The following is a 25401-nucleotide window of genomic DNA, read 5'->3' on the forward strand; positions in this document are numbered from 1 at the left end:
CTAAGATCAGGCGCCGGTTTGCTTCAAGTCTTCACAAAATCGCTTGGTCCAGTCCTGCACGTTATCATCGCGGATCGTGTCGATCATCGCCAGATAGCGCGCCTTACGTTCTTTCAGAGGCATGTCGAGTGCAACGCGGATGGCGTGACTGAGGTCATCGGGGCTGTGCGGATTGACCAGCACTGCGTCACCTAGCTGGTGCGCAGCACCTGCGAAACGTGACAGAATCAAGACGCCAGGGTCATCGGGGTCTTGCGCCGCGACATACTCTTTTGCGACAAGATTCATGCCATCCCTCAGTGGCGTAACCAGACCGATTTTTGAAGCGCGGAAAAAGCCATACAACTCCGCATGACTGTAGCCATGGTTCACGTAACGGATGGGGACCAGATCGACCTCGCTGCGCGCGCCATTGATCTGCCCTGTTTTCTGCTCAAGCTCGGTCCGGATCTTCTGATAGCTTTCCACATCCTCCCGACTTGGCGGCGCGATTTGGATGAACACCAGATCGCGGACGCGTTCGGGATGCTGGTCAAAAAAACGGCCGATGCCATCAATCCGCTCTGGAAGACCCTTGGAGTAATCGAGACGGTCCACTCCGATCATTGCTGTCCGGTCGCGTGTAGAGGATAGAAGCCGCTTCTCGGCAACTTTTGCTTCCTCTTTTGCCCCTTGCGCCTGAAAGTGTTCCCAATCGATCCCGATGGGATAGGCCCGGGCAATAGCGGTTTGTCCTTCAAAGCTGATCTGGCCGCTGTTCTCGTCGACATCAGCGCCCAGCTCCTTGCGGCAATAATGCAGAAAGCTCTCGAGCCATTCCTCCGTCTGGAACCCGATCAGATCATAATCGAGCATCGTGCGAACCAGCCGCTCGTGATAAGGCAGCGAAACGAACAGTCGCGCTGGCGGCCAAGGTATGTGCAGGAAGAATCCGATGCGGTTCTTTAGACCCCGTGACCGCAGACGTTCGCCCAGTGGCAGCAAGTGATAATCATGCACCCAGACTAAATCATCTTCTTCAATCAGCGGCGTAACGCATTCGGCAAAGCGCTCGTTTACGCGCTCATACCCCTTGCCGGTCTCACGTTCATATTCGGTCAGATCGAGCCGATAATGGAATAAGGGCCAGAGCGTCGAATTGGCATAGCCGTTATAATATTCATCGATATCACGGGTTGAGAGATCAATGGTCGCGGTCGTGACACCGTCATTGCGTTGCAGGTTAATATTGCCGGTGCGATCTTCACTTTCCTCGCCCGACCAACCGAACCAGATGCCGCCGTAATCCTTCAGCGCTGAATTGAGCGCGCCTGCCAAACCACCCTGCGCACCTGCCACGCCGCGTGCCTTAGGCACAGCAACACGATTAGAGATAACGACAAGGCGGGTTATCGGACTTCACTCCATGGTTTCGACAGCAGGCCGGCGCAGTTGATCACTCCAACCAGCGAGTAGGTTTGCGGGAAATTCCCCCAAAGTTCGCCGGTTTCATAATCGAGGTCTTCGCTGAGCAAGCCTGATTGCGTTCTGTGGCTTAGCATGGTTTTGAACAAATTGCGGGCTTCTTCGTCGCGGCCGGCCAGATGCAGCGCCTCGATCAGCCAGAAGGTGCAAACATTAAACGCAGTTTCGGGCGCACCAAAATCATCTTCTGCAGCATATCTCAGCATATGGTCGCCGCGGCGCAAATGCTTCTCCACGGCAGCAAAAGTTTGTTGGAACCGGTCATCTTCTGGCGCCAGGAAACGCAGCTCCACCATCTGTAAGAGGCTTGCATCGAGATAGTCGCTTTCAAAGCTGGCGCCGTAGTGTCCGCCTGCTCCGTTTTCCTTCCATGCTTCGGTTTCAATTTTTGCCCGAACCGTGTCCGCCCGTTCGCGCCAAAGCCTGGCGCGATCCGATTTTTCCAGCCATTCAGCGGTGTTTGCCAAACGGTCGCACGCCGCCCAGCTCATTACAGCGGAATAGGTGTGCACTTCCTGTCGCGTGCGGAATTCCCAAAGGCCGGCGTCGGGTTGGTCATGCATCGCCCATGCCATTTCACCGACTTCTTCCAGGCTTTCGTAGTCACGATCGTCGGCGATACGCAGCAATCGTTCATCTATGAATCCTTGAACCGTGGGCAGCACGATCTGTCCGTAACAATCGTGCTGAACCTGTTTGTAAGCAGCATTGCCGCGCCGCACGGGCCCCATGCCGCGATAGCCCGCCAGATAGGCGGCGGTGGTCTCATCAAGTTCGCTCTCGCCCATTACGGAATAAAGCGGTTGAATCTGACCTCCCTTTGCACTGTCGACGATATTGCGCAGATAGCCGAGGTATTTTTCAAGAACATCGAGTGCGCCCAGCCGGTTGAGCGCTTGCACCGTGTAGTACGAATCGCGGATCCAGCAGTAGCGGTAGTCCCAATTGCGTTCCGAATGGGCCGCTTCGGGGATCGATGTGGTCAGCGCGGCAACGATCGCGCCAGTCTCTTCATGCTGACACAGCTTGAGAGTGATCGCGCACCGGATCACCTCTTTTTGCCATTCGAGCGGGATGGCCAGACTGCGGACCCATTCTTGCCAGTATTTACGCGTTGATTGTTCCATCCGCCGGATTTCTTCGCGCAGGTTCCCTGCAAACGGCTCATCCGGACCAAGAAAGAAATGCGTGTCTTCTTCGATACGGAAAGTTCGTTGCTCAAGGATGTATCCAACCGGCGCGTCAGTGCTAAGCCGCAGCGCTTGCGGACCAACTAGGTAACGGATATGGTTGGTGCCGTTCGTAGTCTCTGCCAACCCCGCGCCATAATTCTTCATCGGACGCATGATGACCTTGATCCGCGGATTACCCGCGATCGGCCTCACAATCCGTCCGAATGCAACGGGGCGATACATTCGGCCCTTGCCTTCATAACGCGGGGCGAAATCGAGCACTTCGATCACGCTTCCGTCTTCGGATTCGAGCCTGGTGACCAATATGGGGGTGTTGCGGATATATTCCTGAGTTGCGGAGACCTGCCCATCAAGTTCGAAGCGCCAAACGCCGGCTTGATTCTGTTCTCCATTGAGAAGTGAGCAGAAAACCGGGTCGCCATCAACGCGCGGGATGCAGCCCCAGACCAGGCTCCCGCTTTGATCAATCAGGCCAGAGACCTGACAATTTCCGATGGGCCATAGCTCAAGATTGGCACTAGTCGCCGAAATGGCTGATTTTGAATTTGTCACAGGTCTAACCATTGATGAACTTCTTCGACCGAGGCAAGGATGTAGCTGGCAAGACTTTCCCTTGCCTCCCCAACCAGTATGCCAAAGCCGCCAAGATCTTTGGCAGCGGCAAAGCCGTCTTCGTCGGTAACATCGTCACCAACGAAAACCGGTACAGTCTGATTGAATGGCGAAATCTCCATAAAAGCCCGAACTGCCGACCCTTTGTCTGCGCCTTTGCGCACCAGCTCGACCACACATTTGCCTGTCTTGATTGCTAAACCGTGTCTGGCTGCAACTCTCTCTCCGAATTGCAGCGCGATTTTATCCAGCTGTGGGTTCTCGCGGAAATGCAAAGCGCCGCCATGCGTCTTGGCCTCATAGCGCAGGCCGTTCTTCGCAGAAAATGCGGTCAGCGCGGCGATCGCTTCTTCTGGCAAACTTTCTGGCGGTTGACCCAACGGCTTGCCATCAGCCATGCGCCTGTCTGCACCATGCGACCCCGCTTGGGCGACCTTCAAGCTGCCGCCCATATAGGTAGCCAGATCTTCAAGAGATCGACCGCTGATCAAGGCCATCCGATTTCCGAGCCGTACAGAAAGTGCCTCGAGCGCAACAGGAAGCCTGGAAGGAACAAATATTGAGTCCGGAGTTGGGGCAATCTCTACGAGGGTCCCATCGAAATCGAGAAACAGTGAAATAGGGCTGGTTTCATTGATGTCATTCAAGGACGGCGGCCGCTGAAGTTCGCGATGATCGAGCATAGTATCAGCCTATCGTAGTCAGCAGGTCAGCGGAACACATTTCGGTCCATCCAGAGTACGTAATACGTATGTGCAATTTCATGGCAGTAGACTTTCTCGCCGTGATGTGAGAATTGTTTACTTGGGTCGTTGGGGAAAGATATGATTTTACGGGGCAATTGCCTCTCCGCTCGACCTGTTTTCAACGCTGTTCAGGTGTGTGTTGAGCGCTGATCCCATCAAGGTTGCCGTGATCGGTGGCGGGTGCGCCGCAATGGCGTTGGTATGGGAATTGACCAAACCCGAATTGAACGGCCGCTATCAGGTTACGGTCTACCAGGAAGGCTGGCGACTAGGAGGAAAAGGCGCTTCTGGCCGCGGTCCTAGTGGGCGTATCGAAGAGCACGGTCTCCATATCTGGCTCGGCTTTTATGACAATTCCTTCCGCATGATGCGCGAATGCCATGCCGAGCTGGAAGCTGCGGGGCTGGGGGATCTTTATGGCGATTGGCGCGAGGCGTGGACGCCTGAAAATGACGTAGCGCTATGTTCACCTGCGGAAGGTGGAGGATTCGAGAAATGGACGGCGCACATGCCGCCGCGTCCAGGATTGCCGGGCGACCCCTTGCCGCCTGACGCGGTGTTCTCGCTCCCCTATTACATTGCACGCGGTTTCGAACTCTTCCGCTCGCTTGTGCATGATACGAGGGTGGATGGAGAAACCACGCTGGCAGGGTTCGAGAGGCCTCCAGAAGGTGATGTCGTTGCGCGCATCGCCTATCTTGCAAAGCTTGGCACATTCGCCGGAACCGCTGCGCTGGCAGAGGCGCTGGGAGTTCTCGCATCGCTCATCCGCTCAGTTTCCCCAGCAGGGGCGGAGAGCATTCTGAAAGCTGCGGAAGGCAGCCTTGAGCAGCTGCGCGGCTGGATTGAAGATCGCTGGATCGCCGATGATCCGAACCGCTTTCTATGGGAAATTGCCGATCTTGCCTTGGCATCGACGGTTGGCCTGATCCGTTATCAGGTGATGAGCGACCCACGTGGCCTAGACTCGATCGACGACTATGAATGTCGCGAATGGATGCGCATAAACGGAGCTTCAGAGCGCTCGCTGCAGTCCCCTTTCATGCGCGGCTTGTACGATCTCGCAATGGGTTACGAAAACGGTGATCCTGACAAACCCTGCATATCTGCCGGCCAAGGCCTACGCGGGACAATGCGAACTTTCTTTGGCTATCGCGGCGCATTCATGTGGCGCATGCGGGCCGGGATGGGCGACGTTGTATTTGCACCGCTCTACACCGCCTTGAAGCGGCGCGGGGTTAAGTTCGAATTCTTCCATCGTTTGACCAATATGGGGTTGGACAAAGGAAAGGATCACATCGGCAGCCTGACTTTTGATGTACAGGGCAAGATCAAGGGCGGCGGGGAGTATGACCCATTTGTCACCATTCAAGGCAAGCCATGCTGGCCCTCGCAGCCGGATCTCGATCAGCTGACCAATGGCAGGAAGATTGCACGAGAGAATTGGAATCTGGAATCGCATTGGGATCGGCGGCGGGCGACTGAGAAGACGATCAAGGTCAGTGAGGACTTTGACTTCGTCGCGCTGGCGATTGGCCTTGGCGCTGTTCCCTATGTGTCGAAAGAACTTGTCGAGAATGACCAGCGCTGGGCGGGCATGTGTGCCAATGTAAAGACCGTTGCTTCGCAGGCATTCCAGTTGTGGTTGGACGAAGATATTGATCAACTGGGTTGGGAAGGGCCAGCCTATATCACCGGCGCATCTGCCAAACCATTCGATACCTGGTGCGATATGGCGCATGTTGTACCGGAAGAGAATTGGCGTAAACCGCCAGCAACATCGGTCTATTTTTGCGCCGTTTTGCCGGATCCGGACGAACCTCCATCAGACGATGACCGTGACTACCCAGCCCGCCGCGCAGAGGAAGTTCGTAGCTTAGCCGAAAATTATCTAACGGGCCCGATGCGCGAAGTCTGGCCCGGCGCTTTCACCGAAACTGGCGATTTCCGATGGTCGATTCTCAAAGCGCCCGATGACGGTACATTTGATCAAAAGCTAGGCGGGCAAGCTCTTTTCGCGACCCAGTACTGGCGGGCCAATGTGAACCCGTCAGATCGCTACGTGATTCACAAACAGGGCACGCATCATTTTCGAATTTCGCCGCTCGACGTGGATTATGATAATCTCACAATCGCCGGCGACTGGACCGATAGCGGATTCCATTCCGGCTGCGTTGAAGGCGCGGTCATGTCGGGACTGCTGGCGGCGCATGCATTAAGCGGATCACCCAAGCTTGAGGACATCATGGCTTATGACCACCCGTAACAAGAAGAAGAGCCCAACAAGAACAACCAAACCGGCTTTGGCCCGAAAGGCACCCGACCGTAGCGGCAAGACTTCGAAACGAATTAAGAAGGGCAAACGCGGTGCGGATGAGAATGGCGCCAGCGCTGATATCGCCGGAAATGGAGCTGCGGGCGATGATACCGATTTTGATGACAAAGTCTCGGATTTGGTAAAGAGTGCCTACGATGCGTTGTCAGAGACGATCGGTCAGGGGCGAAAGGCGGCAGAGCAATTCCGCCAAGGAGAATACAACTTCCGGCAAGTGCCCGGCGACGTCGAAGAAATGGCACGTCGCATGTTGCAATTGGCACGGCAGCTAAGCAGCACGACTTTCGATGTGTGCGAGCAATTGATCGGGCAGATCTCCGATTTTGCCGAGCCACCCGAGCCCGGAACGACGAAAGTAGCGCCCTTCCGTACGCACCAGCCGACAAGGGGTTCATCGGCTGCGCCACCGTCTTCCACTGCTCAGCCAACTGGCAATGGTGCAATGCGGCTTGCCGTGGAATTCGCCGGCCGCAAGGCTGCAAGTTCGACGACCACTTCAATTGCACGGCCAGCCAAGCCGACCAGGGCTGAAGACTTGAAGGCCACTCCACTCGCTCCTGTAGAAGGAGAGGGTAAGGCACTCTCGGACGTCAAATTTTCCGCTGATCTTTCTGACGGCGGGGTCATTGCCACAGTAGGGATTCCGTCCAAACAGGCTAACGGAACATATGTCGGCTATGTCCATACCAGCAAGGACAAGACTCCGCTTGGCATGCTCATCGTGACTTTAGGCAAGTAGCAGTGCAGCAGGGGGGGAAGATCACACCGGACCATCCCGCAGCCCCTCCAGAGGGGTTGATAGCCAGATATGCGTCGGCGACACGCGAAGAGCTATCTCGTTATCTTGAAACGGACACTCCGGTCCCGTTCCTCGATCCCTTGCTTGCCGACTATCCTCAAAGAGGCGGCAAGATGCTCCGCCCGGCGATGTGCCTCGCCAATGCAGCGATCTTTGGGAAGGTGACGCACGATGTAGTGCGCTGCGCTGCGGCGATCGAGTTGCTGCATAATGCACTGTTGATTCATGACGACGTGCAGGACGGCAGCGATATGCGGCGTGGCAAACCAACGCTTCACGCGATGCATGGAACGCCGTTGGCAATCAACGCCGGTGATGCACTGCTTTTTACGGCGTTCAGACCACTGCTCGACGCGGTGCATTCGATGGGTTCTGAGGTCGGCCGGAAAGTCTTCGATGTAACCAGTACAATGGCGCGACAAACGGCAGAGGGACAGGCGCTTGAGCTCGGCTGGCGTGACCAGAATGTGACCGACCTTACTGAAGCCGATTATTTCCGCATGGCGATGAAGAAGACTGCCTGGATGGGCATGATCTGGCCTGCGCAACTGGGTGTGATAACGGGTTCCTACGGGCAAGCTGATCATCAGCGTGTGATCCGGTTCGGGCACTTTCTCGGGATCGCTTTTCAGATCGAAGACGACCTTCGTAATCTGTCTGAGGATCCCGGTTACGGCAAAGAACAAAATGGTGATTTGTACGAGGCCAAGCGCACGTTGATGCTCATTCATGTGCTGAATGCAGCCAGCGCGAAGGAGAAGCAGCGGATCGATTCGTTTCTGGGACTGAAGCGAGAGCAGCGTAGCGAGGACGAGATGCTCTGGCTTGCGCAGTTGATGCGCAAGAAGGGATCCATAGACTTCGCTCGCAAGATCTCCGGTGCAATGGCGGGTGCTGCGCTCCAGGAATTCGACATCGCCTATGGCGAGTATCCTGACAGTGAAGACAAGAACTTCCTTCACGGTCTCGTTCGCTGGGTGTTTGATCGCTAATGACAGGCAAGGTGATCCTTTACGGCGCGAGTGGCTATACTGGGCGAAAAATCGCCACACAAATCGCAGACGAAGTCGATCTTGTTCTGGCTGGGCGATCAGAAGAACGCGTGAAGGCAATTGCGCAGCCGCTGGGCTTGAAATGGAAGGCGTTTGACTTGAGCGATGCGGGTGAGAATGCCCGCATGCTTAGGGGGTCAACATGCGTTGTGAACGCAGCCGGGCCGTTTGATGCGACAGCCTCTGCGTTGATTGATGCATGTCTCAAGACGGGCACGCATTATCTTGATCTGGGGGGTGAGTGGCCTGTCTTCATTGAGATTATGGCACGCCATGATGAAGCTCGTGATAAAGGCGTCATGCTGCTTCCCGGCATTGGTCTGACAATTGCGGCGACGGATTGCCTGTTGAAAAGGGCGGTCGAACTATGGCCTGAAACTCGTCATCTCTACCTTGGAATTTCCCGAGCGCAGGTAGTCTCGCGCGGCAGCGCCACAAGCATGGCCGGTATGGTCAACCCCACTGCGCTCATACAGCGCGACGGCGAATTGGTAGAGGTGCCTTCCGGCAGCCTATCGCGCGCCTTCGACTTTGGAGAAGGTATGAGTGAGGCGGTGGCAATGAGTTGGGCTGATGTGGTCACAGCCCCTTTCACGACCGGTATACCCAATATCGAAGTTTACAATGAAATGCGCTGGCACGAACGGGCCACCTATCGTGGAATAGGCCTGGGCATGGGAGTGACGGGTGCCAAGCCTTGGCGGTCGGCTGGCGGCCTGATTGCAAAGGCTTGGCCCGAGGTTCCAGCTGAGCACACAAGACAGAACGCGCGCTTCACAATGGTGGTTGAGGCGGTCGACCGATGGCGCCGTTCGCACTGGCTCCGCATGGAAACGCTAGATGGTTATGGGGCGTCGGTGAGGCTGGCCGAGACGGTCATTAATCGCGTCTTGGCAGGTGAGACGCAAGCCGGGTTTGTTACTCCGGCAAATCTTTTCGGGTCGCAGCTCGTCGAAACCTCAGGGGCGGGAGTTATTGAAGCTCCTGATGGAAGGAGTGCTGCATGAAACAACCACGCACAAACATCTGGTATGTCCAGTCTGCAGCGAGTCAGGACATTCCGCCGCCGTACTATTTCCCCGATGTGTCGGTTCATGCGTTTGTCTTCGAGGCGAACGTCAAGGCAGTGCAGGAGTATTGCGACCGATTTCTGAACCTCGGCTCGAAACAAGAGCGCGGGTTCGAGTATCGTGCGGTTCCATATTGGCCTTACGCGACCCTCTTGTTCCTCAACTATCCGGTGATGATCAGTGCCAAGAAGAGCGAACTCTCAGTCGAAGAGCCAAATGAAGGTCTTCCTCACGGAGGAATGGCATTCGGCCATTCGCGATACGAGGTGCCTTATTCTGACCGAGGCATCATGCGCCAACGCGAAGTTTTCGTTGCGATGCCGGTCATTCGGTATGGGCTCGGCGCGAAGGGGCTGGTGACGGAATCAGAACTTGAGTGGATCATACCATGGATCGTCGTCAACAAACCCTGGTCATGCGTGTGTGGACGCGAAATGCTTGGTCTTGGCAAGTTGCTCGCCGGAATCGACATCGATCAGGGATTTTTTCCGGACAGTTTTGAAGGGCAGGTGAGAATGCCCGGCTGGAAGGATGAGCGACAGGGAGAGATGCAGGGACACTACAAGTTCATGAAGGTGTCGACCGGGCCGATTCTGCCTACTTTCCGAACCAGTCATAGCCCCGAGAAATCGATTGAGACCTTGCTCGCCAACAGCCCGGTGCGTTGGGGGATGGAAAACATGACCGGCCTTTCCAACTTCATCGACTATGCATCGTTGGGGGTAATCCCGACCGCTATGCGGACCATCGGCCTCAAGCAATATCGCGATGCTGGCAGGCCCGACAAGGCGATCTATCAAGCGCTGGTCAGTTGTCGATCCAAATACTCAAACGTGCGTGATCTACAGCTTTATGATGAAGGGGATGTGACCATCGAGTTCAATCGCATGGGCAGTTTCTCGAACGCAATAGATACGATCTTGGGTCAGCCTGAAGCCGGGCAGCTTTCGCATTTCCCGGGCATGCCCGAATCAGAACCGGCGACAGGGAGAAAAGTCTCGGTCAAAGCCGGTCTTCGATTTCACGCGGACATCAATTACGACAAGATGAGCATCGTACATGAGTTTCCGATAAACCCGGAAGGGGGCACCAATTCTAGGCCAACCACAGGCGATCTCACAGCGCGCTGGTTCAGGCCATTCAAGGGGTTCTTTGGCAGGAGGCCGCTGCCATGACCGATTTCGTCGAATCCTTCACCACGCAGCAGTTATTGCCGCCTTGGTATTCGCACGGCGCGAAAACCTGGATGTTCCTGATCAAAGCAAACAAGAAGCTGATGCAGGATTATCTAGATGAGCATTTCAACGATCCCGGTCCGGACGTAGCCCCCTACTACTATGAACCATGGAGCGACCCGTGTTTCGGGTTCTTGCAGTTCGTCGATCATGTAAACTTTTCGTCAGAACATGCCCGTCCTGATCTTGCGCCGGGCGTTCCACTTGATGATACCTTCGATCCATTAGACGATCACCAGCATTGGGATACGCTTCAGCACCGGGAAGTGTTCTTCACTTTCCCTGCCGCTCGATACCGTCGGACTTCTGATAATTTGTTGATCGATAAGAAGCTGGTCTGGATACAGCCATTCTTCTTCGATAATTCGAGCTATGTAATGTTCTCAAGCCGCGAGATCTGGGGCAGCGAGAAGGAAATGGCGATGATCGACATCGAGTATGGCGATACACGCAATCAGCTGCATATCGATGTCTCGATAGATGGCTTCAAGAAATTCGATCCGCATTCGATTTCTGAACGGATCGGCGTGATGCATTTGCGCATGGACCAGACATCAGAACAGACCTTGCTGGGCACCATGAAGGACAAGAGCCCCAGGATCAGTGACATCATCGATAGCCTGAAGGGGTACCTGCCCGACGCCTGGCTTGATGCGACAGAAGATAAAAAGCTGCATCTGCCTACGTTCAAGATCAACACGCTGAAGCAATACCGCGATGTCTTTAACATGCACGATGCGGCGTATCGCGCGATAATTGCTTCGGAAGCCGCACATTCGGATATTACCGATCTCTCTGTGTTTCACGGAGAGAGGGTTGATGTGCAGTTCCTGTGGTCTGACAGCATGAAAGAGACCTTCGAGACGCTGTTTGATCTGAAGCCGCCGAAAGAAGACGCGAAGAAGGGAATCGATGGCAGTGGAACTGCAGTCGTTCCGGACGGCATCGATTGGGATATGCCGGCTGTGAAGCTTGAAATCGAGCTCGCCGTGTTCTTCACATCGAACGCGCATTTCGATGTCCTGGGAACACTCTTCACCTATGGCGGTGGGCCTCAGTACCCACCCCCTGACGGAAGGAACCCCGAAGGTTAAGCGGTCAGCGTCTTGTGCACTTCTGCTTTGAAGTCATAAGGTAATTCATCGATCCGGTCAGGCCAGATGCCCGAGCTGACCCAATAGTCGCACAGGCCCAGCCGCGCGCAGAGCTTCACAAATCGCGGGTAGTTCTTGATCGTGCTCCACGGTCCAAACATTGTGCCTGGAAAGTGCAAGGCTGCGCGATCACCCTCTGGTTCGAAGATGTAGTCGTATGACGCTTTCTCTGCGATATCGAGTGCTTGCTCTGCACGGCCAAATACGCCGCCGGCGGTTATAACATTGAGGGGCAGCGTTCCGGTCTTCTCGACCACTTCATTGTATCGTTCGATGCGGTGATCGCGGACGGCATCATCCTCGATCCGCACCGCTTCGGCGTACGCCTTGGTGGCGCGCAAATCCGCGGCTTGCCAGCCGTCAAATTTGTCAATGTCGCCAATAAATTCGTCATAGGCATCCCACTCGCCCGTTGTCGCCGCAATGTTCAGAAGGTGGTGCAGCATACCCGGATTGTCGGGCCATCGCTTGTAGAGTTGCCGGTGCTGGCTAACCGACCCCTGATAGTCGCCAATATAGGCTCGCAATGCAGCCACCAGAACTGCCGCCGGCGGCATCATTGGATCGAGTTCGTAGGCCCTTTCCGCCATCGCGAATGCGTCGCGAAGCCGGCCTACAGACCAATAGAAGTTTGCAAGTTCGGTAAGCGCAGTGGTGTCGTTGGGCTGGGCAGTAAGGGCTTCCTCAAGCAGCGCCTTGCGCTTCGCGTAGGCACCCCATGGTTCAAGCATGGCGAGTGCCACCAAGGCACCGCTGCGTTTTGGATCGAGCGATAGTGCGGTCTCTGCAGCGTCAATAACCGCCTTGCGGCCTTCAGCGTAAGCCTGGCTGGTATGGCCAGAACGCAGTTCGGAAGCGCGCGCGTTGGCGAGCAGTTCCCAGGCTGGCGCAAAATCCGGTCTTGCTCGCGTAACCTGTTCAAGGAGAGGTATTGCTCTGAGGGCGCTATCATCGAAGACGTAATCACCGCCTGAAAGGATTGCGCGCGCGCGCAAGAACCTTTCGTAGTCCATGGTCCCTAAAGGCTTTTCGGCCACCGGCGGAGTAAGCGCAACTTTGAGAGCCTCGGCGACGGATTCCGCTATCGATTCCTGCAATTCGAACACGTCATCCAACGTCCCATCGAAGCGATCCGACCAGACGGAAGAACGGTTTGTGCAGTCAACTAGTTCGGCGGATATTCGCACACGATCTCCGCCGCGCCGGACGGACCCATCCAGCAAGTGGCTGACACCAAGTGCGCTAGCCACTTTGCCGGTTTCCTTTTCTGGTCCGCGAAACTGGAAACTCGACGTGCGCGCAACAACCTTAAGCTGTGTTCCGCGCGCAACCGTACGTTGTATTTCTTCTGCTACTCCGTCGCAGAAGTAGTTCAGGTCCGGATCAGCGGAGATATTATCGAATGCAAGCACGGCCAACAGCATTTCACCGCTCCGTGTCGGTTGTCGGACGGAGCCCGTTTTCGAAGGCTGTGGCGTTGCTGCTTCCCCCGCCAATTGGCTCACACTTGCTTCGATTTTCGCCCAACTGGGGTGCGAAGGGTTTCCGTCCCACCCTTGCATCAGCTCGCATTGAAGCCGGTTGAACGGCAATGGAGGCAAGGCGCCATCAAGGCTGATTTGAATCAGCTTGTCTTCATTGTGTGCCAATTCTGCTTCCGCAGGTACCCAGCGTGAATTTCGCGCATCCGCAGACCACAGGACCAGCGTGGCTTTCGACTCGCGTAACTTCTCTTCGATCACACTCGAAAAAGCTCGGTGCGCAGGCAGTGCATCATCAATCCAAACCGAATAGCCCAAGCTTTCCAGATTGCGCGCAGCTGCACGTGCTTGATCTTGCGTTGATCGCGCATAAGAGATGAAGACGTCCGTCACTAATCTGCCCAGATTTCCAACCGTTACAGCAAGTGATACGCACATGCTTTGCACATGACAACTCGCGGAATTGCGGTGGCGTCCGGATTTTCTTCGTCGCAGCCGAAACCTTTCCGCCGGTTGACATCCGCAAAGGCAACCGACACTCGAAGTCGATGGGCAAATTATCCGGCATAACCGTTGTCGATCTGACGCAGTTTCTTCCTGGTCCGATGATGACCGCCATGATGGCGGACCAAGGGGCTGAAGTTTACAAGATCGAGCCGATGGGCGGCGACCCTGCGCGCGAACAGGCACCGTTCGATAACTATGGCGACACCCGGCATTCGGTCTGGTTTGCCAATCTCAATCGCGGCAAGCGCAGTCGTACGCTCGACTTGAAAAGTGATGAGGGCAAGCAGATGCTCCGCGATCTGATCGGCAAGGCGGATGTCTTTGTAGAGGGCTTTCGCCCTGGCGTGATGAAACGATTGGGTTTTGACTACACCAGCGTGAAGGCAATCCGGCCCGACATCGTTTATTGTTCGATTTCAGCGTTCGGTCAGGAGGGTGCGCTATCGCACCATCCCGCGCACGATATGGCTGTTCAGGCCATGGCAGGATTTCTGGCGGTGAACGATGGTTCTGATGGCGTCCCTGTAGTTCCAGGGGTCGCCAGTTCGGATATGGCGGCCGGGCTCACGGCTCTCTCAGCAGTCCTGATGGCGTTATTGGGTCGGGAACGAACCGGTGAAGGTGCTTTTATCGATTGCGCGATGTTCGACAGTTTGCTGCCATGGTGCGCGCACACCGCAGGAAGCGCGATTGCCGGCGGAGACAGCCCGGTCTCGGGCAAGCAGCGTTCGCTTGGGGGTGCAGCTTTCTATCAGGTCTATCCAACCAGAGATGGCAAACACGTTGTGCTGGGTGGCCGCGAATTGAAGTTCGCACGAAACTTGTTGTCCTACTTGAATCGTGAAGACCTTTTACCCATCGCTGAAGCCCCTGCAGGCGAACAAGAAAAGCTGATCTCTTTCTTTCGGGAAACCTTTGCCACCAAAACTCGCGATGAGTGGGTGGAATGGTTCGCAGACAAGGATGTGGCCTTTGCGCCAGTACTCGACTTTCGCGAAGCGCTACACGAACCGCACGTAGCGGAGCGTGGGTTGTGGGTGGAAACGGATGGAGGCGGGAAACATATCGCACCAGCCATTCGATTTGCAGGCGAGCAATGGACGCCCGGTCCAATACCGAGGTTGGGAGAAGATCGGTGACAGAAGAGCCGTCCAGTTCTGATGGACAATGGCAATTCTGGATCGATCGGGGTGGCACCTTTACCGATGTGATTGCGCGCGCACCCGGTGGGACGCTTCAGACGCGCAAATTATTGTCGGAGAATAAGGAAAGCTACGCCGACGCCGCGCTTCACGGAATTCGAGAATTTCTGGGCGTTGACGAAGGTGACGAGATACCACTCGCGCAGATCGAAGCCATCAAGATGGGCACCACTGTTGCCACCAATGCGTTGCTCGAGCGCAAGGGTGAACGCACCCTGCTGGCGATAACGCGCGGGCTGGGTGACGTAATAGAGATTGGGTATCAGGCGCGCTCCGAAACGTTTGCGCTTGATATTGTGAAGCCGGTGCCGGTCTATTCGGCTTCATTGGAGATTGACGAGCGCATTCTGGCGGACGGGACGGTTGAGATGCCTCTCGATGAAGCTCAGGCATATGCGGCCTTGCGGGCCGCGTATGAAGATGGTTACCGGGCCGTCGCTATCGTTTTGATGCACGGTTACAAATATGTGCAGCATGAGCAGGCATTAGCCCGGATCGCGCATGACATCGGCTTCACGCAAGTTTCTGCCAGCCATCAAGTGAGCCCGCTGACAAAAATCGTATCGCGCGGCGAGACCACGATTGTCGATGCATATCTGACGCCGATCCTGAGGCGCTATGTAGACAGGGTTGCCGCAGCCTTCTGCGATGAACCTGCCCCGGGTCAATTGTCCTTCATGCAGTCTTCAGGTGGCCTCACCGATGCGGCGCAGTTCCGTGGGCGCGATGCAATACTTTCCGGGCCTGCCGGGGGTATCGTGGGATGCGTTGAGACTGCGCGATTGGCCGGCTTTGACAAAGTCATCGGGTTCGACATGGGGGGCACTTCCACTGATGTTTCTCACTACGCGGGCGAGTTCGAGAAAGTATATGAAACCGAAGTCGCTGGCGTGCGGATGCGGGTCCCGATGCTGCATATCCATACGGTGGCCGCAGGTGGTGGATCGATCCTGTCCTACGAAGACGGGCGCATGCAAGTGGGGCCGGAATCTGCGGGAGCGGATCCTGGACCGCGCTGTTATCGGCGCGGTGGCCCGCTAGCGGTGACTGACATCAATGCTTGCCTTGGTAAGCTGCAACCTGATCTGTTTCCGGCGATCTTCGGGCCGAACCAGGATCAGCCGCTTGACACTCAGTCTTCGCGTGCAGGCTTTGCAGAGATCGCGGAGAAAATTGGCGACGGGCGCAGCGCAGAAGATGTTGCCGAAGGTTTCCTCGAGATTGCTGTCGAACACATGGCGCAAGCGATCAAGAAGATATCGATTTCTCGCGGCTACGATGTGTCCGACTATGTCCTTAACTGTTTCGGCGGCGCTGGAGGACAGCATGCATGCCTGGTGGCAGAACGATTGGGCATCAGGACGATCCTGATCCACCCCATGGCGGGCGTTCTGTCGGCATTGGGAATGGGTCTGGCGAAGACGAATTGCGAGACGCAGCGCGTGATCGATACGGCGCTTATTGGAGATACGATCAAGGCACTGCGTGCAACCATTACAGAATTGGAGGCGGCGAATATCGCCAGTCTCGGTTTGCAAGGCGTGGCAGCGAACTCGGTTAGCCATACGGTTTCCGCGCTCCTGCGATATCGTGGCACTGAGACAGCGATCAGTGTGCCGGTGTCCGAGCCTGGCCAGATGGCCCGTGAATTTGAAGCTGCACATAATCGTCAGTTCGGCTTTGTCGCGCCTGACAAAGAGCTATTGCTCGATACGCTGGTGGTTGTGTCCGAATGCGGCGGGGATGCCTATGCAGAACAGCAGGCACGGGAACCCTCGTCAGAACTGCTCATCCCGGTCTCTCAGCGCAAAATCTTCACTGGCGGCGTATGGCATGCAGCCTCCGTCTATCACACAAGCCAGCTCAATTTTGGCCATGAGCTTGCCGGCCCTGCCATTATAAGCAGTGACACCGATACGATCATTGTCGAACGCGGTTGGCGTGCGGCGGTCAATGCTTTTGGTCACTTGATTCTTGAGCATGTCGACACGAACCGTGGCAGCTCCATAGACAGCACCCAATGTGGACCGGTGATGCTGGAGATCTTCAACAGCCAGTTCATGTCCATTGCCGAGCAGATGGGCATAGTGCTGCGCAACACTTCGCAATCGGTAAACGTGAAGGAACGGCTCGATTTCTCCTGCGCAACCTTTGACCGATCCGGAAATCTGGTCGCCAATGCGCCGCATGTGCCGGTTCATCTCGGCTCCATGGACGCGAGCGTCAAAGTGATCATCGAAAGCGGGGTTCAGATAAATCCCGGCGATGCTTTTGTCTCCAACAACCCGTACAACGGCGGCTCGCACCTCCCTGATATTACAGTAATATCTCCGGTCTTCGATGAAGCAGATGACGAGATAATGTTCTTCGTGGCGAGCCGTGCGCATCACGAAGATATCGGCGGAGTTTCCCCTGGGTCCATGTCGCCTTTCGCAACAACAATTCACGAAGAAGGTGTGCTGCTCGACAATCTGAAGCTGGTTGAACGTGGCGAATTCAAGACAGAGCGGATCGAGCGGACGTTGACCGAATGCGAATTACCCGCACGAAATCCGTCTCAGAACATCGCCGATCTGATGGCTCAAGTGGCGGCGAACGCTGCCGGCGGCGCTGAGCTACGCAAGCTTGTCGGAAGCTTCGGGCGTGAAATCGTCCATGCCTATATGGGTCATATTCAGGACGCTGCAGAGGATGCTGTGCGCAGGGTTGTGCGTGAACTGGATGATGGCGAATTTCGGCTTGAGCTTGATAGCGGCGCGGTGATCGAAGTTAAGATTTCGACCGACAGGGAAGCGGGTGATGCTTTCATCGATTTCACAGGCACGAGCGCGCAAATGCCAAATGCCTTCAACGCGCCCCCGGCGATCACCCGGGCGGCGGTTTTGTATGTATTCCGTTGTCTGGTCGACAGCGAGATCCCGCTCAACGCCGGTTGCATGAAGCCGTTGAAAGTCATGGTCCCGGAAGGCTCGTTACTGAACCCTGATTTTCCCGCGGCCGTCGTCGCAGGGAACGTGGAAACCAGTCAGGCCATTACCGATGCGCTGTTTGGTGCTTTGTCCCGGTTAGGGTCCAGCCAAGGGACGATGAACAATCTGACCTTCGGCAATGCGCGTTATCAATATTACGAGACGATTTGTTCGGGTGCGCCTGCGGGGCCGGGCTTCGACGGAGTTGCGGCGGTTCACACGCATATGACCAACACCCGCATGACAGACCCTGAAATACTCGAGCATCGATATCCAGTGACCCTGGAAGAGTTTCGCATTGATCGCGGCTCAGGCGGGAAGGGCAAGTGGAATGCAGGCGACGGGATCACCCGCCGGATCCGCTTTCGCGAAGCCATGCATTGCTCAATTCTGTCTGAGCACCGCAAGATTGCCCCCGTTGGCGTGCAAGGTGGAGAAGAGGGACGCTTGGGGCGCAACTGGATCGAGCGTGGCGATGGCGGCGTGGAAGATCTGGGTCGATGTGCACAGGCTGAAGTCAGAGCGGGCGATTGTATCGTGATTCAGTCGCCCACAGGGGGCGGCTTTGGGGATCCTCGGGATCGTGGACACGAGGTAAGTGAATGATCGGCAAGCTGCGCGAGATAGGACGCAATATCGGTCCCGGTGCAATGGTCACCGCGGCCTTTATCGGGCCGGGCACGGTTACCACTTCGACCCTTGCGGGAGCTAACTTTGGCTATGCACTGCTTTGGGCACTGCTTTTCGCGACGGTTGGCACAATTGTCTTGCAGGAAATGGCTGCGAGGCTTGGTGTGGTGACGCGAAGAGGGCTGGGCGATGCGCTGGCAGATCTGTTTCATGAGTCAGTCTGGCGGTGGCCGCTGATCGCGCTGGTCGGCGCGGCGCTTTATATGGGCAATGCTGCCTATGAGGGAGGCAATCTGGCTGGAGCTGCACTGGGTTTGTCGGCGATCGCAGGCGAGAGTAAAGCGGCTTTCCAGGGTTCGATAGGTGTTATCTCGCTACTCGCTGCGGTGCTGCTCGCATCTGGGAGTTACCGTCATATCGAACGCGTGCTGATAGCGCTGGTGATGGTTATGGCGCTTGCGTTCGTGGCCACATTTCTGATCGTGCAACCGGACTTGGGTGCGATGTTCGGCGGAATGTTTTTGCCAAGCATTCCGGACGGTGCATTGATGACAGTGGTCGCGCTGATCGGCACGACTGTGGTGCCTTACAACCTTTTCCTCCACGCGAGTGCTGTGCGAAACCGGTTCAGTGGGCCGGAAGATTTGCCAGTTGCACGCGCGGATACAGTTGTAACAATCGGGATCGGCGGTTTGATCGCGATGCTGGTCGTCGCGACCGCATCTGCCAGTCTCTTTACTGCAGGAATTGCTGTTGCCAGCGCGGCTGACATGGCGGCGCAGTTTGAGCCTTTGTTCGGTGCGAATGCGAAGTATCTGATGGGGCTAGGGCTGTTCGCCGCAGGGTTGACCAGCGCGATTACGGCGCCGTTGGCAACGGGATATGCGATGTCCGAGATTCTTGGTGTCAGTGAAGCGGCCAAGCCCAATGTTTTGCGTTGGGTGGCGCTAAGCGTAATCATCATCGGCGCAGTCCTATCATTGACCGGCATCCGCCCTGTGACGATCATTCTCTTCGCGCAATTTGCTAATGGCATCCTGCTGCCGGTGATCGCAGGGTTCTTGCTGTATGCCATGAATCAGGAAAGGCTTCTGGGTAAATATGTAAACAAGGTAGTCGCAAATGTAGCGGGTGTAGCTGTGCTGGTAATCGCGGCGGGCCTTGGTGTGCGGTCAATATTGAGCGCGCTGGGTGCGATCTAGCCGCCGCGAATGGTATCAATCAGCTTTGCTTGCGGATGAGCAGCCAGCAGCTTGGCTAACCAAATGTCCAGCGCATCATTTTCAACGCAAGCCACAATGCAACCGCCGAACCCGCCGCCAGTCAGCCTGGCTCCGACTGCGCCGAATTCCTGAGCATCGGCTACCAGAGCATCGATTGCGGGCAGCGACATTTCGAAATCGTCGCGCATCGACACATGGCTCTCGTTCATCGCTTGTCCCAGAGCGGCGATGTTATCGGCCTTCAGAGCTTCAACTGCAGCCAACACGCGGCGATGCTCTGTCGCGCAGTGCAGCGCGCGTTTCCGCGGAATTTCAGCGAGCGATGATCGTGACACATCCTCTGGATCGAGCAGGCAAAGTTTCTCGGTCCCGAAAAAGGCTTTTGCCGCATCGCATTCTTGCTTGCGTTCAGCGTAGCGGCCATCGGTCAGCTTGCGGATCACGCCGGAATGAACAACGGCGATGGTATGGGTGCGCGGAAGCTCGACCAGTTCGTACTTCAGTGTCCTGGTATCTAGCGCCATCGCTGTCCCCGGCGTGGCAAGTGCAACCGCCATCTGATCCATGATCCCGCACGGGACGCCCATAAACTCGTTCTCGACCCGGCGCGCGGCGACAGCGATCTCAACGTCTGGCTGCACTCCACTGCCGGCTTCGCGCGCTGCCTTCAGCACAGCGACGATTAGCGCGGCGGAGGATGATAATCCCGAACCTGCGGGTATTGTCGACTTGATTGAAACATCAGCGCCCTGTGCGATGAGCCCCATCGCGCGCGCTTCCCGCAATGCGCCGACGACTGGATCAGACCATTCTCCGCTCGCGCTGTCTGATAGGGTGCGCAGCGTTTCGTCGTAACCGGCACTTCGCGTGATGACCTGATCATCGCTGCGTGCTCCAAGCGTCAGTTCGAGCCCAACCGACAGTGCCGCGGGAAGCACCATTCCGCCATTGTAATCGGTATGCTCACCGATCAGATTGACGCGACCCGGTACCCGGACACGGACTTCAGACATCGCGCAGCGCCTTTGCGGCGTCTTCCGGCATGACATCGACCGTGAACGTCCCCGTATGCTGCTCGACAGATGCGAGAAATTTCACGCGGCCCGGCGCACGCAGCAGCGGGTAAAACTGCACGGTGAAGTGATAAGCAGAGGAACCACCTGACGGCGCCGCATGAAATGCCATCATGGTCGCGGCTGGCCCTTCGAACAGCGCATCATAGCGGCGTGTCACCTCGCCCAGCATATGCGCCAGCGCATCCAACTCTTCGTCTGTGCAGTCCCACGGTCCTTCGCGGCGGATGCGCGGAGCAAGCCAGACTTCGTAAGGGAAGCGGGCATAGCGCGGCACGAAGGCGGCGATCCCGCATTGCTCTTCAATTCCGTATTCAGGCATGGCCGCCGAGATTTCGCTCGCCAGATCATAGCCCCCCGCAAAGACATCCACGGCGCGCTGATGTACCTTTGGCACTCGCTTAAATCCGTAGATCTGACCGTGCGGGTGATGCAGCGTCACTCCGACCTCGTCGCCGCGATTCTCAAATGGCAGCACATATTGGCAGCCCGCTGCAAACAGGCTGTGATAGCGATCGAGCAGTGCAGCGAGCAGCACGCGCCGCCGATCTTGCCCGATGGTGTGGAGGTTCCCTTCAGCTTCCGGCCCATAGACCACCACTTCGCATTTCCCGCGTGCCGGTTCGGTTGCGATCCCTTCGAGCGAAGCGGCTTCGCTGGCCAGCGGATGGAAGGCGGCAAACTTGTTGTCGAAGATCGCCAGCTCGAAATCCGCAAAGGGAATTTCGGTTGCTGGTCCGCCAGCGCGTGTCGGGGCAAGCGGGTCGTCAGCTGCAGACGGTTTGAATGTGCGGTTCTGCCGATGCGCCGCATAGACATTCCACTCATCGCGTAGGGGATGGTGGCGAATTTCGCCGCCAAGCGGCAGGCCTTCTGACTCCTCCGGCAAGGGCTCGAGACTGTGCGGTGCATGCCCGTAAAGACGTAACATCCGCTCGTCCGCCTTGATATGCTCACGGCAGTAAACGGGCTTCCCGCCGATACCGCGCGCAAGTTCGAACGCGCCGCTCATGCCAATACCTCGGCTTTCACAAACCATGCCGCAACGCGTTCCTGCGCAGCCTTGTCCAGATGCAGACCCAGCTTGCTGCGCCGCCACAACACGTCTTCCGCATCGCGTGCGAATTCATGCTTCGCCAGATAGCGCAATTCCGCCTCATACAGATCACCACCCATATGCTCGCCCAGGTCTTCCAAGCCGTTCGCGCCGCCTAGGATCGCGTCGATCCTGGTGCCATAAGCTCGGCAAAGCCGCCGCACGCCCCCGGGCCCAAACCACGGATATTTGGCCATGCTTTCGGCAAAGAAGGTATCGAAACGTGCGGGATCGATATCGCCGCCTGGCAAGGGGGTGCTGCCAGTCCAGCTTTCACCTTCGGCCAACCCCAGCTTTTGCAAAGCATGCTCGGCCAGCTTGCGATAAGTGGTGATCTTGCCTCCAAAGATCGACAGGATTGGCGCGCCGTCACTCTCGTCCAGATCGAACACGTAATCGCGCGTCACTGTGGAGTTGTCGGATCTGTGATCGTCATAGAGCGGACGAACCCCGGAATAATCCCACACCGCGTCATCGGGGGTGACATCATGGCGCAGATATTCATTGATCGCATCGCAGATATAGGTCTTTTCTTCGTCCGAAATCGCGACCGTGTTGGGGTCATCCCTGAACAGGACATCAGTAGTCCCGACCAAGGTGAATTCGCGCTCATAGGGGATCGCAAAGACGATGCGATTGTCGCGGTTCTGGAAAATATAGGCGTGCTTGCCTTCGTAAAGCTTGGGGAAGATGAGATGACTTCCCTTCACCAGCCGCAGATTGGTGTGATTGCGGCCCGGCTGGGCGGTATCGAGCACTTTGTCGACCCAGGGGCCGGCAGCATTGACCACGATTTTCGCTGATACTTGTACCTCACCGGTGTTGCCGCGCAGCGTTGCGGTCCAGCGATCCGCCGCACGCTTCAGCCCAATGCATTTGGTCCGCGTGCGAACGTCTGCCCCGCGTTCATTTGCGTCCTGACAGTTGAGGGCAACCAGCCGTGCATCCTCTACCCAGCAGTCCGAATATTCCCATCCCCGGGTCAGCCGATCCTCAAGGATTTCCCTGTGCGGATGATCGCGTAGCTTGACTGATCTGGTGGGGGGCAGCAGTTTTCGCCCACCCAGATTGTCATACATGTAGAGGCCAAGTCGCAGCAGCCATTTGGGCCGCAGCCCCCGATCATGCGGCAGAACGAAGCGCAGCGGCCAGATGATGTGCGGGGCTATTCCAAGCAACCGCTCCCGCTCAATCAGGCTTTCCCGCACCAGCCGGAACTCGAAATGCTCAAGATAGCGCAACCCGCCATGGACAAGCTTGGTTGATGCGCTGGAGGTGTGCGAACCCAGATCATCCTTTTCGACCAGCAGTACCTTCAGCCCGCGCCCGGCGGCGTCACGCGCAATACCTGCGCCGTTGATTCCGCCGCCAATGATCAGCAAATCATAGGTGTCGTCGTCGCTCAATTCTCTGCTTTCAAATGATAGATCAGGCAGGTGTCAGGATAGGTCTGCGGCAGCTGTAATCCGTAGCCCATCAGCGCCGATCCGGCAAAGCTGCCGATACCCTTGGCCAGGAATTCGGGCCACAGCAGGCTGACCTGATAGTGTTTGCCAGGGTCCAGTCCGGCGAAATGGAGCCGCGGCGGATGCGTCGTGGGGTGCTGGTCCAGCACGGCCAGCTGGACAAGCGCTTCCGTGGCACGGTTGGAAACCACTGCAATCCCGGCCAGATGTTCAGGCGTCTCGAGCCGATGATATTCACCGCCATGGATCAGGTCGCGGTGCTGCGTGTGCAGCGCGATCGCACGTTTCAGGACCTCGCGATCGGCCTCGCTTTCCTTGGCGAGATCGAGTTCCATTCCCATGTGCCCGAACACCGCTGTGCCCGCGCGGAAATGCATATCGGAGCGCCGTCCGGTGATGTGGCATTTCTTCGGGCCCACATGATTGCCCAGCACTGCCAGCGGCAGAAAATACGCCGCGCCGCGCATGATCGAATGCCGCGCGCGGGCATCGTTATTGTCGCTGGTCCACACACGCCCGGTGCGCTCGACCATATTGTAGTCAGCGCGCGCGCCTCCGCTTGAGCAGGTTTCGATGGCGAGCTCTGGACATGCGCCGCGGATGCGGTTGATCAGTGTCGAAACTGCTTGCGTTTGCGCATGCATCATCGGGCGACCATTCGTGCCACCGGGATGCTGGATATCGCGGTTCATGTCCCATTTGATGTAGGCGATATCGAGCTCTTGCACGAGCAATGTGATCCGTTCGAACAGATATTCGCTGACTTCCGGCCGGGTCAGGTCAAGCGGCAGCTGATGGCGCGAGGCAATCGGCTCAACACCTTCGACTTGCAGAACCCAATCGGGGTGCTCGCGGTAGAGGTCGCTGTCTGGATTGACCATTTCCGGTTCGAACCACAGGCCGAACTCCATGCCGAGCGCGCGGACGTGGTCTGCGAGCGGCTTTAGCCCGTCAGGATAGACATCCTTCGCGACGTACCAATCGCCAAGGCCAGCCCGGTCATTGCGCCGCGCGCCGAACCAGCCATCGTCGAGCACGAAACGTTCTGCGCCGATCTCGGCGGCTTGCTCTGCCAATGAGAACAGCTTTTCCGGTGAGTGATCGAAATAGACCGCTTCCCAGGTGTTGAAATGGACCGGGCGCGACTTTGCGCCTTTGACCAGGTCATCGCGCACAAAACGGTGCAGCTTGCGGGTAACATCGCCATAGCCTGCGTCCGACCATGCCGCGAAGATCGGCGCGCAGATATGCTGTTCGCCAGCTTGCAGCGTTATCTCGCCCGGTAGCAGCAGATCGCCCGCCTGCAGTGACAGGGTATTATCGGCCAGTCGATCTATGCGCATCCGGTGGTTGCCGCTGGCAGCCAGATGCACCGCGCAAGCGAGCCCATGCGCCTCGCTGGTGGTTGGTGTTCCCAGATAGAATCCCGGATAGGTGTCATGGCTTGGGCGTCCGGCGCGGTTTTCCCGCACAAACGATCCACGCACCAGATCGTGTTGCTCGGTTTGGAACTCGTGCGCCCATTTGCCTGTGAAGCTGGTGACGCGAGTGAGACGCGGATCAATAGGCAGGCACACCGCGCTCAACCACTCGAGTGAAACAGGCGCACCACCCTCATTGCTCAGGATCGTCGCGAATTGCACTACGCCGCTGCGGCCAATCAGATTGATCAGGTGATGCAGCGTCACGCCGCTTGGCGTGTCGACCGCTGTAATCCGGCAATGACCTTTTCCGTCGGTTTGTACATTTGTCACTCGCGGATCGAGCGCCCAGTGCTTCCCTGCCGAATGTGCAAGCAGGCCCGGAGGAGAAGGATGCCCGGTTCCGATGCAATTAAGCCAAGAGGGTGCAATGGGTTGCAGTGGTCCGCCCGGCGCATGCTGACGCTCTGCCAATGCCTCTAGCTCCTGCGCCTTGGCATTTGGCAAATTGGGGCCGCCATAAAGGATCTGTGGACGCTGACCTTTTCGCGCGTCGACGGCAATCATGGTTCCTCCGTTGCGAAGAACGATGGGACCTGTGCTCGAATCTGCGGTCATGCGTGCGCTATCCATTGCCTTTTCGCATCCGGCTCTATCGGATTTCATTAGACGC

Annotated in this window: 17 protein-coding genes; 9 read left to right on the forward strand and 8 right to left on the reverse strand. The window is 56.9% G+C overall.

The window, feature by feature from the left end; genetic code table 11:
• Window positions 1–6 precede the first annotated feature (6 nt).
• The 3 genes from A6F69_RS04650 to otsB are packed head-to-tail and all read right to left on the reverse strand — an operon-like array spanning window position 7 to window position 3952.
• Window positions 7–1392, reverse strand: a complete 1386-nt coding sequence (locus A6F69_RS04650) for an alpha,alpha-trehalose-phosphate synthase (UDP-forming) (RefSeq protein WP_067598002.1) — start codon at window positions 1390–1392, stop codon at window positions 7–9.
• Window positions 1389–3221: a glycoside hydrolase family 15 protein gene (locus A6F69_RS04655; RefSeq protein ID WP_067598005.1), complete on the reverse strand. Its 1833-nt coding sequence runs from the start codon at window positions 3219–3221 to the stop codon at window positions 1389–1391. The genes A6F69_RS04650 and A6F69_RS04655 overlap by 4 nt, the downstream gene beginning before the upstream one ends.
• A complete protein-coding gene (gene otsB / locus A6F69_RS04660) occupies window positions 3206–3952 on the reverse strand; it encodes a trehalose-phosphatase (protein WP_067598008.1) in 747 nt (248 codons plus the stop codon). Before otsB ends, A6F69_RS04655 begins: the two co-directional genes overlap by 16 nt.
• A gap of 202 nt (window positions 3953–4154) precedes the next feature.
• Between otsB and A6F69_RS04665 the strand changes: the two genes are divergently transcribed.
• Genes A6F69_RS04665 through A6F69_RS04690 form a run of 6 tightly spaced genes read left to right on the forward strand, consistent with a single transcriptional unit; the run spans window position 4155 to window position 11600 of the window.
• Window positions 4155–6281, forward strand: a complete 2127-nt coding sequence (locus A6F69_RS04665) for an FAD-dependent oxidoreductase (RefSeq protein ID WP_245638289.1) — start codon at window positions 4155–4157, stop codon at window positions 6279–6281.
• Window positions 6268–7089 carry a hypothetical protein gene (locus tag A6F69_RS04670; protein WP_067598011.1) on the forward strand — a complete coding sequence of 274 codons (822 nt, stop codon included), beginning with the start codon at window positions 6268–6270 and terminating at the stop codon, window positions 7087–7089. Before A6F69_RS04665 ends, A6F69_RS04670 begins: the two co-directional genes overlap by 14 nt.
• Window positions 7090–7091: 2 nt before the next feature.
• Window positions 7092–8141, forward strand: coding sequence for a polyprenyl synthetase family protein (locus A6F69_RS04675; protein ID WP_083984689.1), 1050 nt, complete (start codon window positions 7092–7094; stop codon window positions 8139–8141).
• Entirely contained in the window at window positions 8141–9208 is a 1068-nt protein-coding gene (locus A6F69_RS04680; RefSeq protein ID WP_067598013.1) for a saccharopine dehydrogenase family protein, read from the forward strand. The genes A6F69_RS04675 and A6F69_RS04680 overlap by 1 nt, the downstream gene beginning before the upstream one ends.
• The gene (locus A6F69_RS04685; RefSeq protein WP_067598015.1) at window positions 9205–10446 is read left to right on the forward strand and encodes a hypothetical protein; all 1242 of its coding nucleotides are present in this window, start codon (window positions 9205–9207) and stop codon (window positions 10444–10446) included. Before A6F69_RS04680 ends, A6F69_RS04685 begins: the two co-directional genes overlap by 4 nt.
• Window positions 10443–11600, forward strand: a complete 1158-nt coding sequence (locus A6F69_RS04690) for a hypothetical protein (protein ID WP_067598017.1) — start codon at window positions 10443–10445, stop codon at window positions 11598–11600. Before A6F69_RS04685 ends, A6F69_RS04690 begins: the two co-directional genes overlap by 4 nt.
• On the opposite strand, the gene A6F69_RS04695 is transcribed toward A6F69_RS04690, so the two are convergent.
• Complete coding sequence (locus A6F69_RS04695; RefSeq protein ID WP_083984690.1) at window positions 11597–13579, reverse strand: TIR domain-containing protein; 1983 nt, start codon at window positions 13577–13579, stop codon at window positions 11597–11599. The genes A6F69_RS04690 and A6F69_RS04695 overlap by 4 nt on opposite strands.
• Window positions 13580–13689: 110 nt before the next feature.
• Here A6F69_RS04695 and A6F69_RS04700 point away from each other — a divergent pair, with 110 nt between their 5' ends.
• The 3 genes from A6F69_RS04700 to A6F69_RS04710 are packed head-to-tail and all read left to right on the forward strand — an operon-like array spanning window position 13690 to window position 19651.
• Window positions 13690–14787, forward strand: coding sequence for a CaiB/BaiF CoA transferase family protein (locus A6F69_RS04700; protein WP_067602489.1), 1098 nt, complete (start codon window positions 13690–13692; stop codon window positions 14785–14787).
• Window positions 14745–18425 carry a hydantoinase B/oxoprolinase family protein gene (locus tag A6F69_RS04705; protein WP_144573731.1) on the forward strand — a complete coding sequence of 1227 codons (3681 nt, stop codon included), beginning with the start codon at window positions 14745–14747 and terminating at the stop codon, window positions 18423–18425. Before A6F69_RS04700 ends, A6F69_RS04705 begins: the two co-directional genes overlap by 43 nt.
• Window positions 18422–19651, forward strand: coding sequence for an Nramp family divalent metal transporter (locus A6F69_RS04710; RefSeq protein WP_067598026.1), 1230 nt, complete (start codon window positions 18422–18424; stop codon window positions 19649–19651). The genes A6F69_RS04705 and A6F69_RS04710 overlap by 4 nt, the downstream gene beginning before the upstream one ends.
• On the opposite strand, the gene galK is transcribed toward A6F69_RS04710, so the two are convergent.
• From galK to A6F69_RS04730, 4 genes are read right to left on the reverse strand one after another with little or no spacing between them, the layout of a single operon-like run.
• Window positions 19648–20685 (reverse strand): galactokinase, encoded by a 1038-nt coding sequence (gene galK / locus A6F69_RS04715; RefSeq protein ID WP_067598029.1) that lies wholly within the window; start codon window positions 20683–20685, stop codon window positions 19648–19650. The two genes, A6F69_RS04710 and galK, sit on opposite strands and share 4 nt — an antisense overlap.
• On the reverse strand, window positions 20678–21757 hold the full coding sequence (locus A6F69_RS04720) for a galactose-1-phosphate uridylyltransferase (RefSeq protein WP_067598033.1): 1080 nt from the start codon (window positions 21755–21757) through the stop codon (window positions 20678–20680). The genes galK and A6F69_RS04720 overlap by 8 nt, the downstream gene beginning before the upstream one ends.
• On the reverse strand, window positions 21754–23247 hold the full coding sequence (gene glpD, locus A6F69_RS04725; protein WP_067598036.1) for a glycerol-3-phosphate dehydrogenase: 1494 nt from the start codon (window positions 23245–23247) through the stop codon (window positions 21754–21756). Before glpD ends, A6F69_RS04720 begins: the two co-directional genes overlap by 4 nt.
• Entirely contained in the window at window positions 23244–25346 is a 2103-nt protein-coding gene (locus A6F69_RS04730; protein WP_169816552.1) for an alpha-galactosidase, read from the reverse strand. Before A6F69_RS04730 ends, glpD begins: the two co-directional genes overlap by 4 nt.
• Window positions 25347–25401 lie beyond the last annotated feature (55 nt).

It is taken from the genome of Altererythrobacter ishigakiensis, assembly GCF_001663155.1.
Taxonomy (GTDB): Bacteria; Pseudomonadota; Alphaproteobacteria; order Sphingomonadales; family Sphingomonadaceae; genus Erythrobacter; species Erythrobacter ishigakiensis.

Coding starts and splice junctions, on each gene's coding strand:
- A6F69_RS04685 (WP_067598015.1), top strand. CDS start 9,205: ATGAAACAACCACGCACAAACATCTGGTATGTCCAGTCTGCAGCGAGT.
- otsB (WP_067598008.1), bottom strand. CDS start 3,952: ATGCTCGATCATCGCGAACTTCAGCGGCCGCCGTCCTTGAATGACATC.
- A6F69_RS04720 (WP_067598033.1), bottom strand. CDS start 21,757: ATGAGCGGCGCGTTCGAACTTGCGCGCGGTATCGGCGGGAAGCCCGTT.
- galK (WP_067598029.1), bottom strand. CDS start 20,685: ATGTCTGAAGTCCGTGTCCGGGTACCGGGTCGCGTCAATCTGATCGGT.
- A6F69_RS04670 (WP_067598011.1), top strand. CDS start 6,268: ATGACCACCCGTAACAAGAAGAAGAGCCCAACAAGAACAACCAAACCG.
- A6F69_RS04705 (WP_144573731.1), top strand. CDS start 14,745: ATGGACGCCCGGTCCAATACCGAGGTTGGGAGAAGATCGGTGACAGAA.
- A6F69_RS04710 (WP_067598026.1), top strand. CDS start 18,422: ATGATCGGCAAGCTGCGCGAGATAGGACGCAATATCGGTCCCGGTGCA.
- A6F69_RS04695 (WP_083984690.1), bottom strand. CDS start 13,579: ATGTGCGTATCACTTGCTGTAACGGTTGGAAATCTGGGCAGATTAGTG.
- A6F69_RS04690 (WP_067598017.1), top strand. CDS start 10,443: ATGACCGATTTCGTCGAATCCTTCACCACGCAGCAGTTATTGCCGCCT.
- A6F69_RS04655 (WP_067598005.1), bottom strand. CDS start 3,221: ATGGTTAGACCTGTGACAAATTCAAAATCAGCCATTTCGGCGACTAGT.
- A6F69_RS04730 (WP_169816552.1), bottom strand. CDS start 25,346: ATGACCGCAGATTCGAGCACAGGTCCCATCGTTCTTCGCAACGGAGGA.
- A6F69_RS04680 (WP_067598013.1), top strand. CDS start 8,141: ATGACAGGCAAGGTGATCCTTTACGGCGCGAGTGGCTATACTGGGCGA.
- A6F69_RS04700 (WP_067602489.1), top strand. CDS start 13,690: ATGGGCAAATTATCCGGCATAACCGTTGTCGATCTGACGCAGTTTCTT.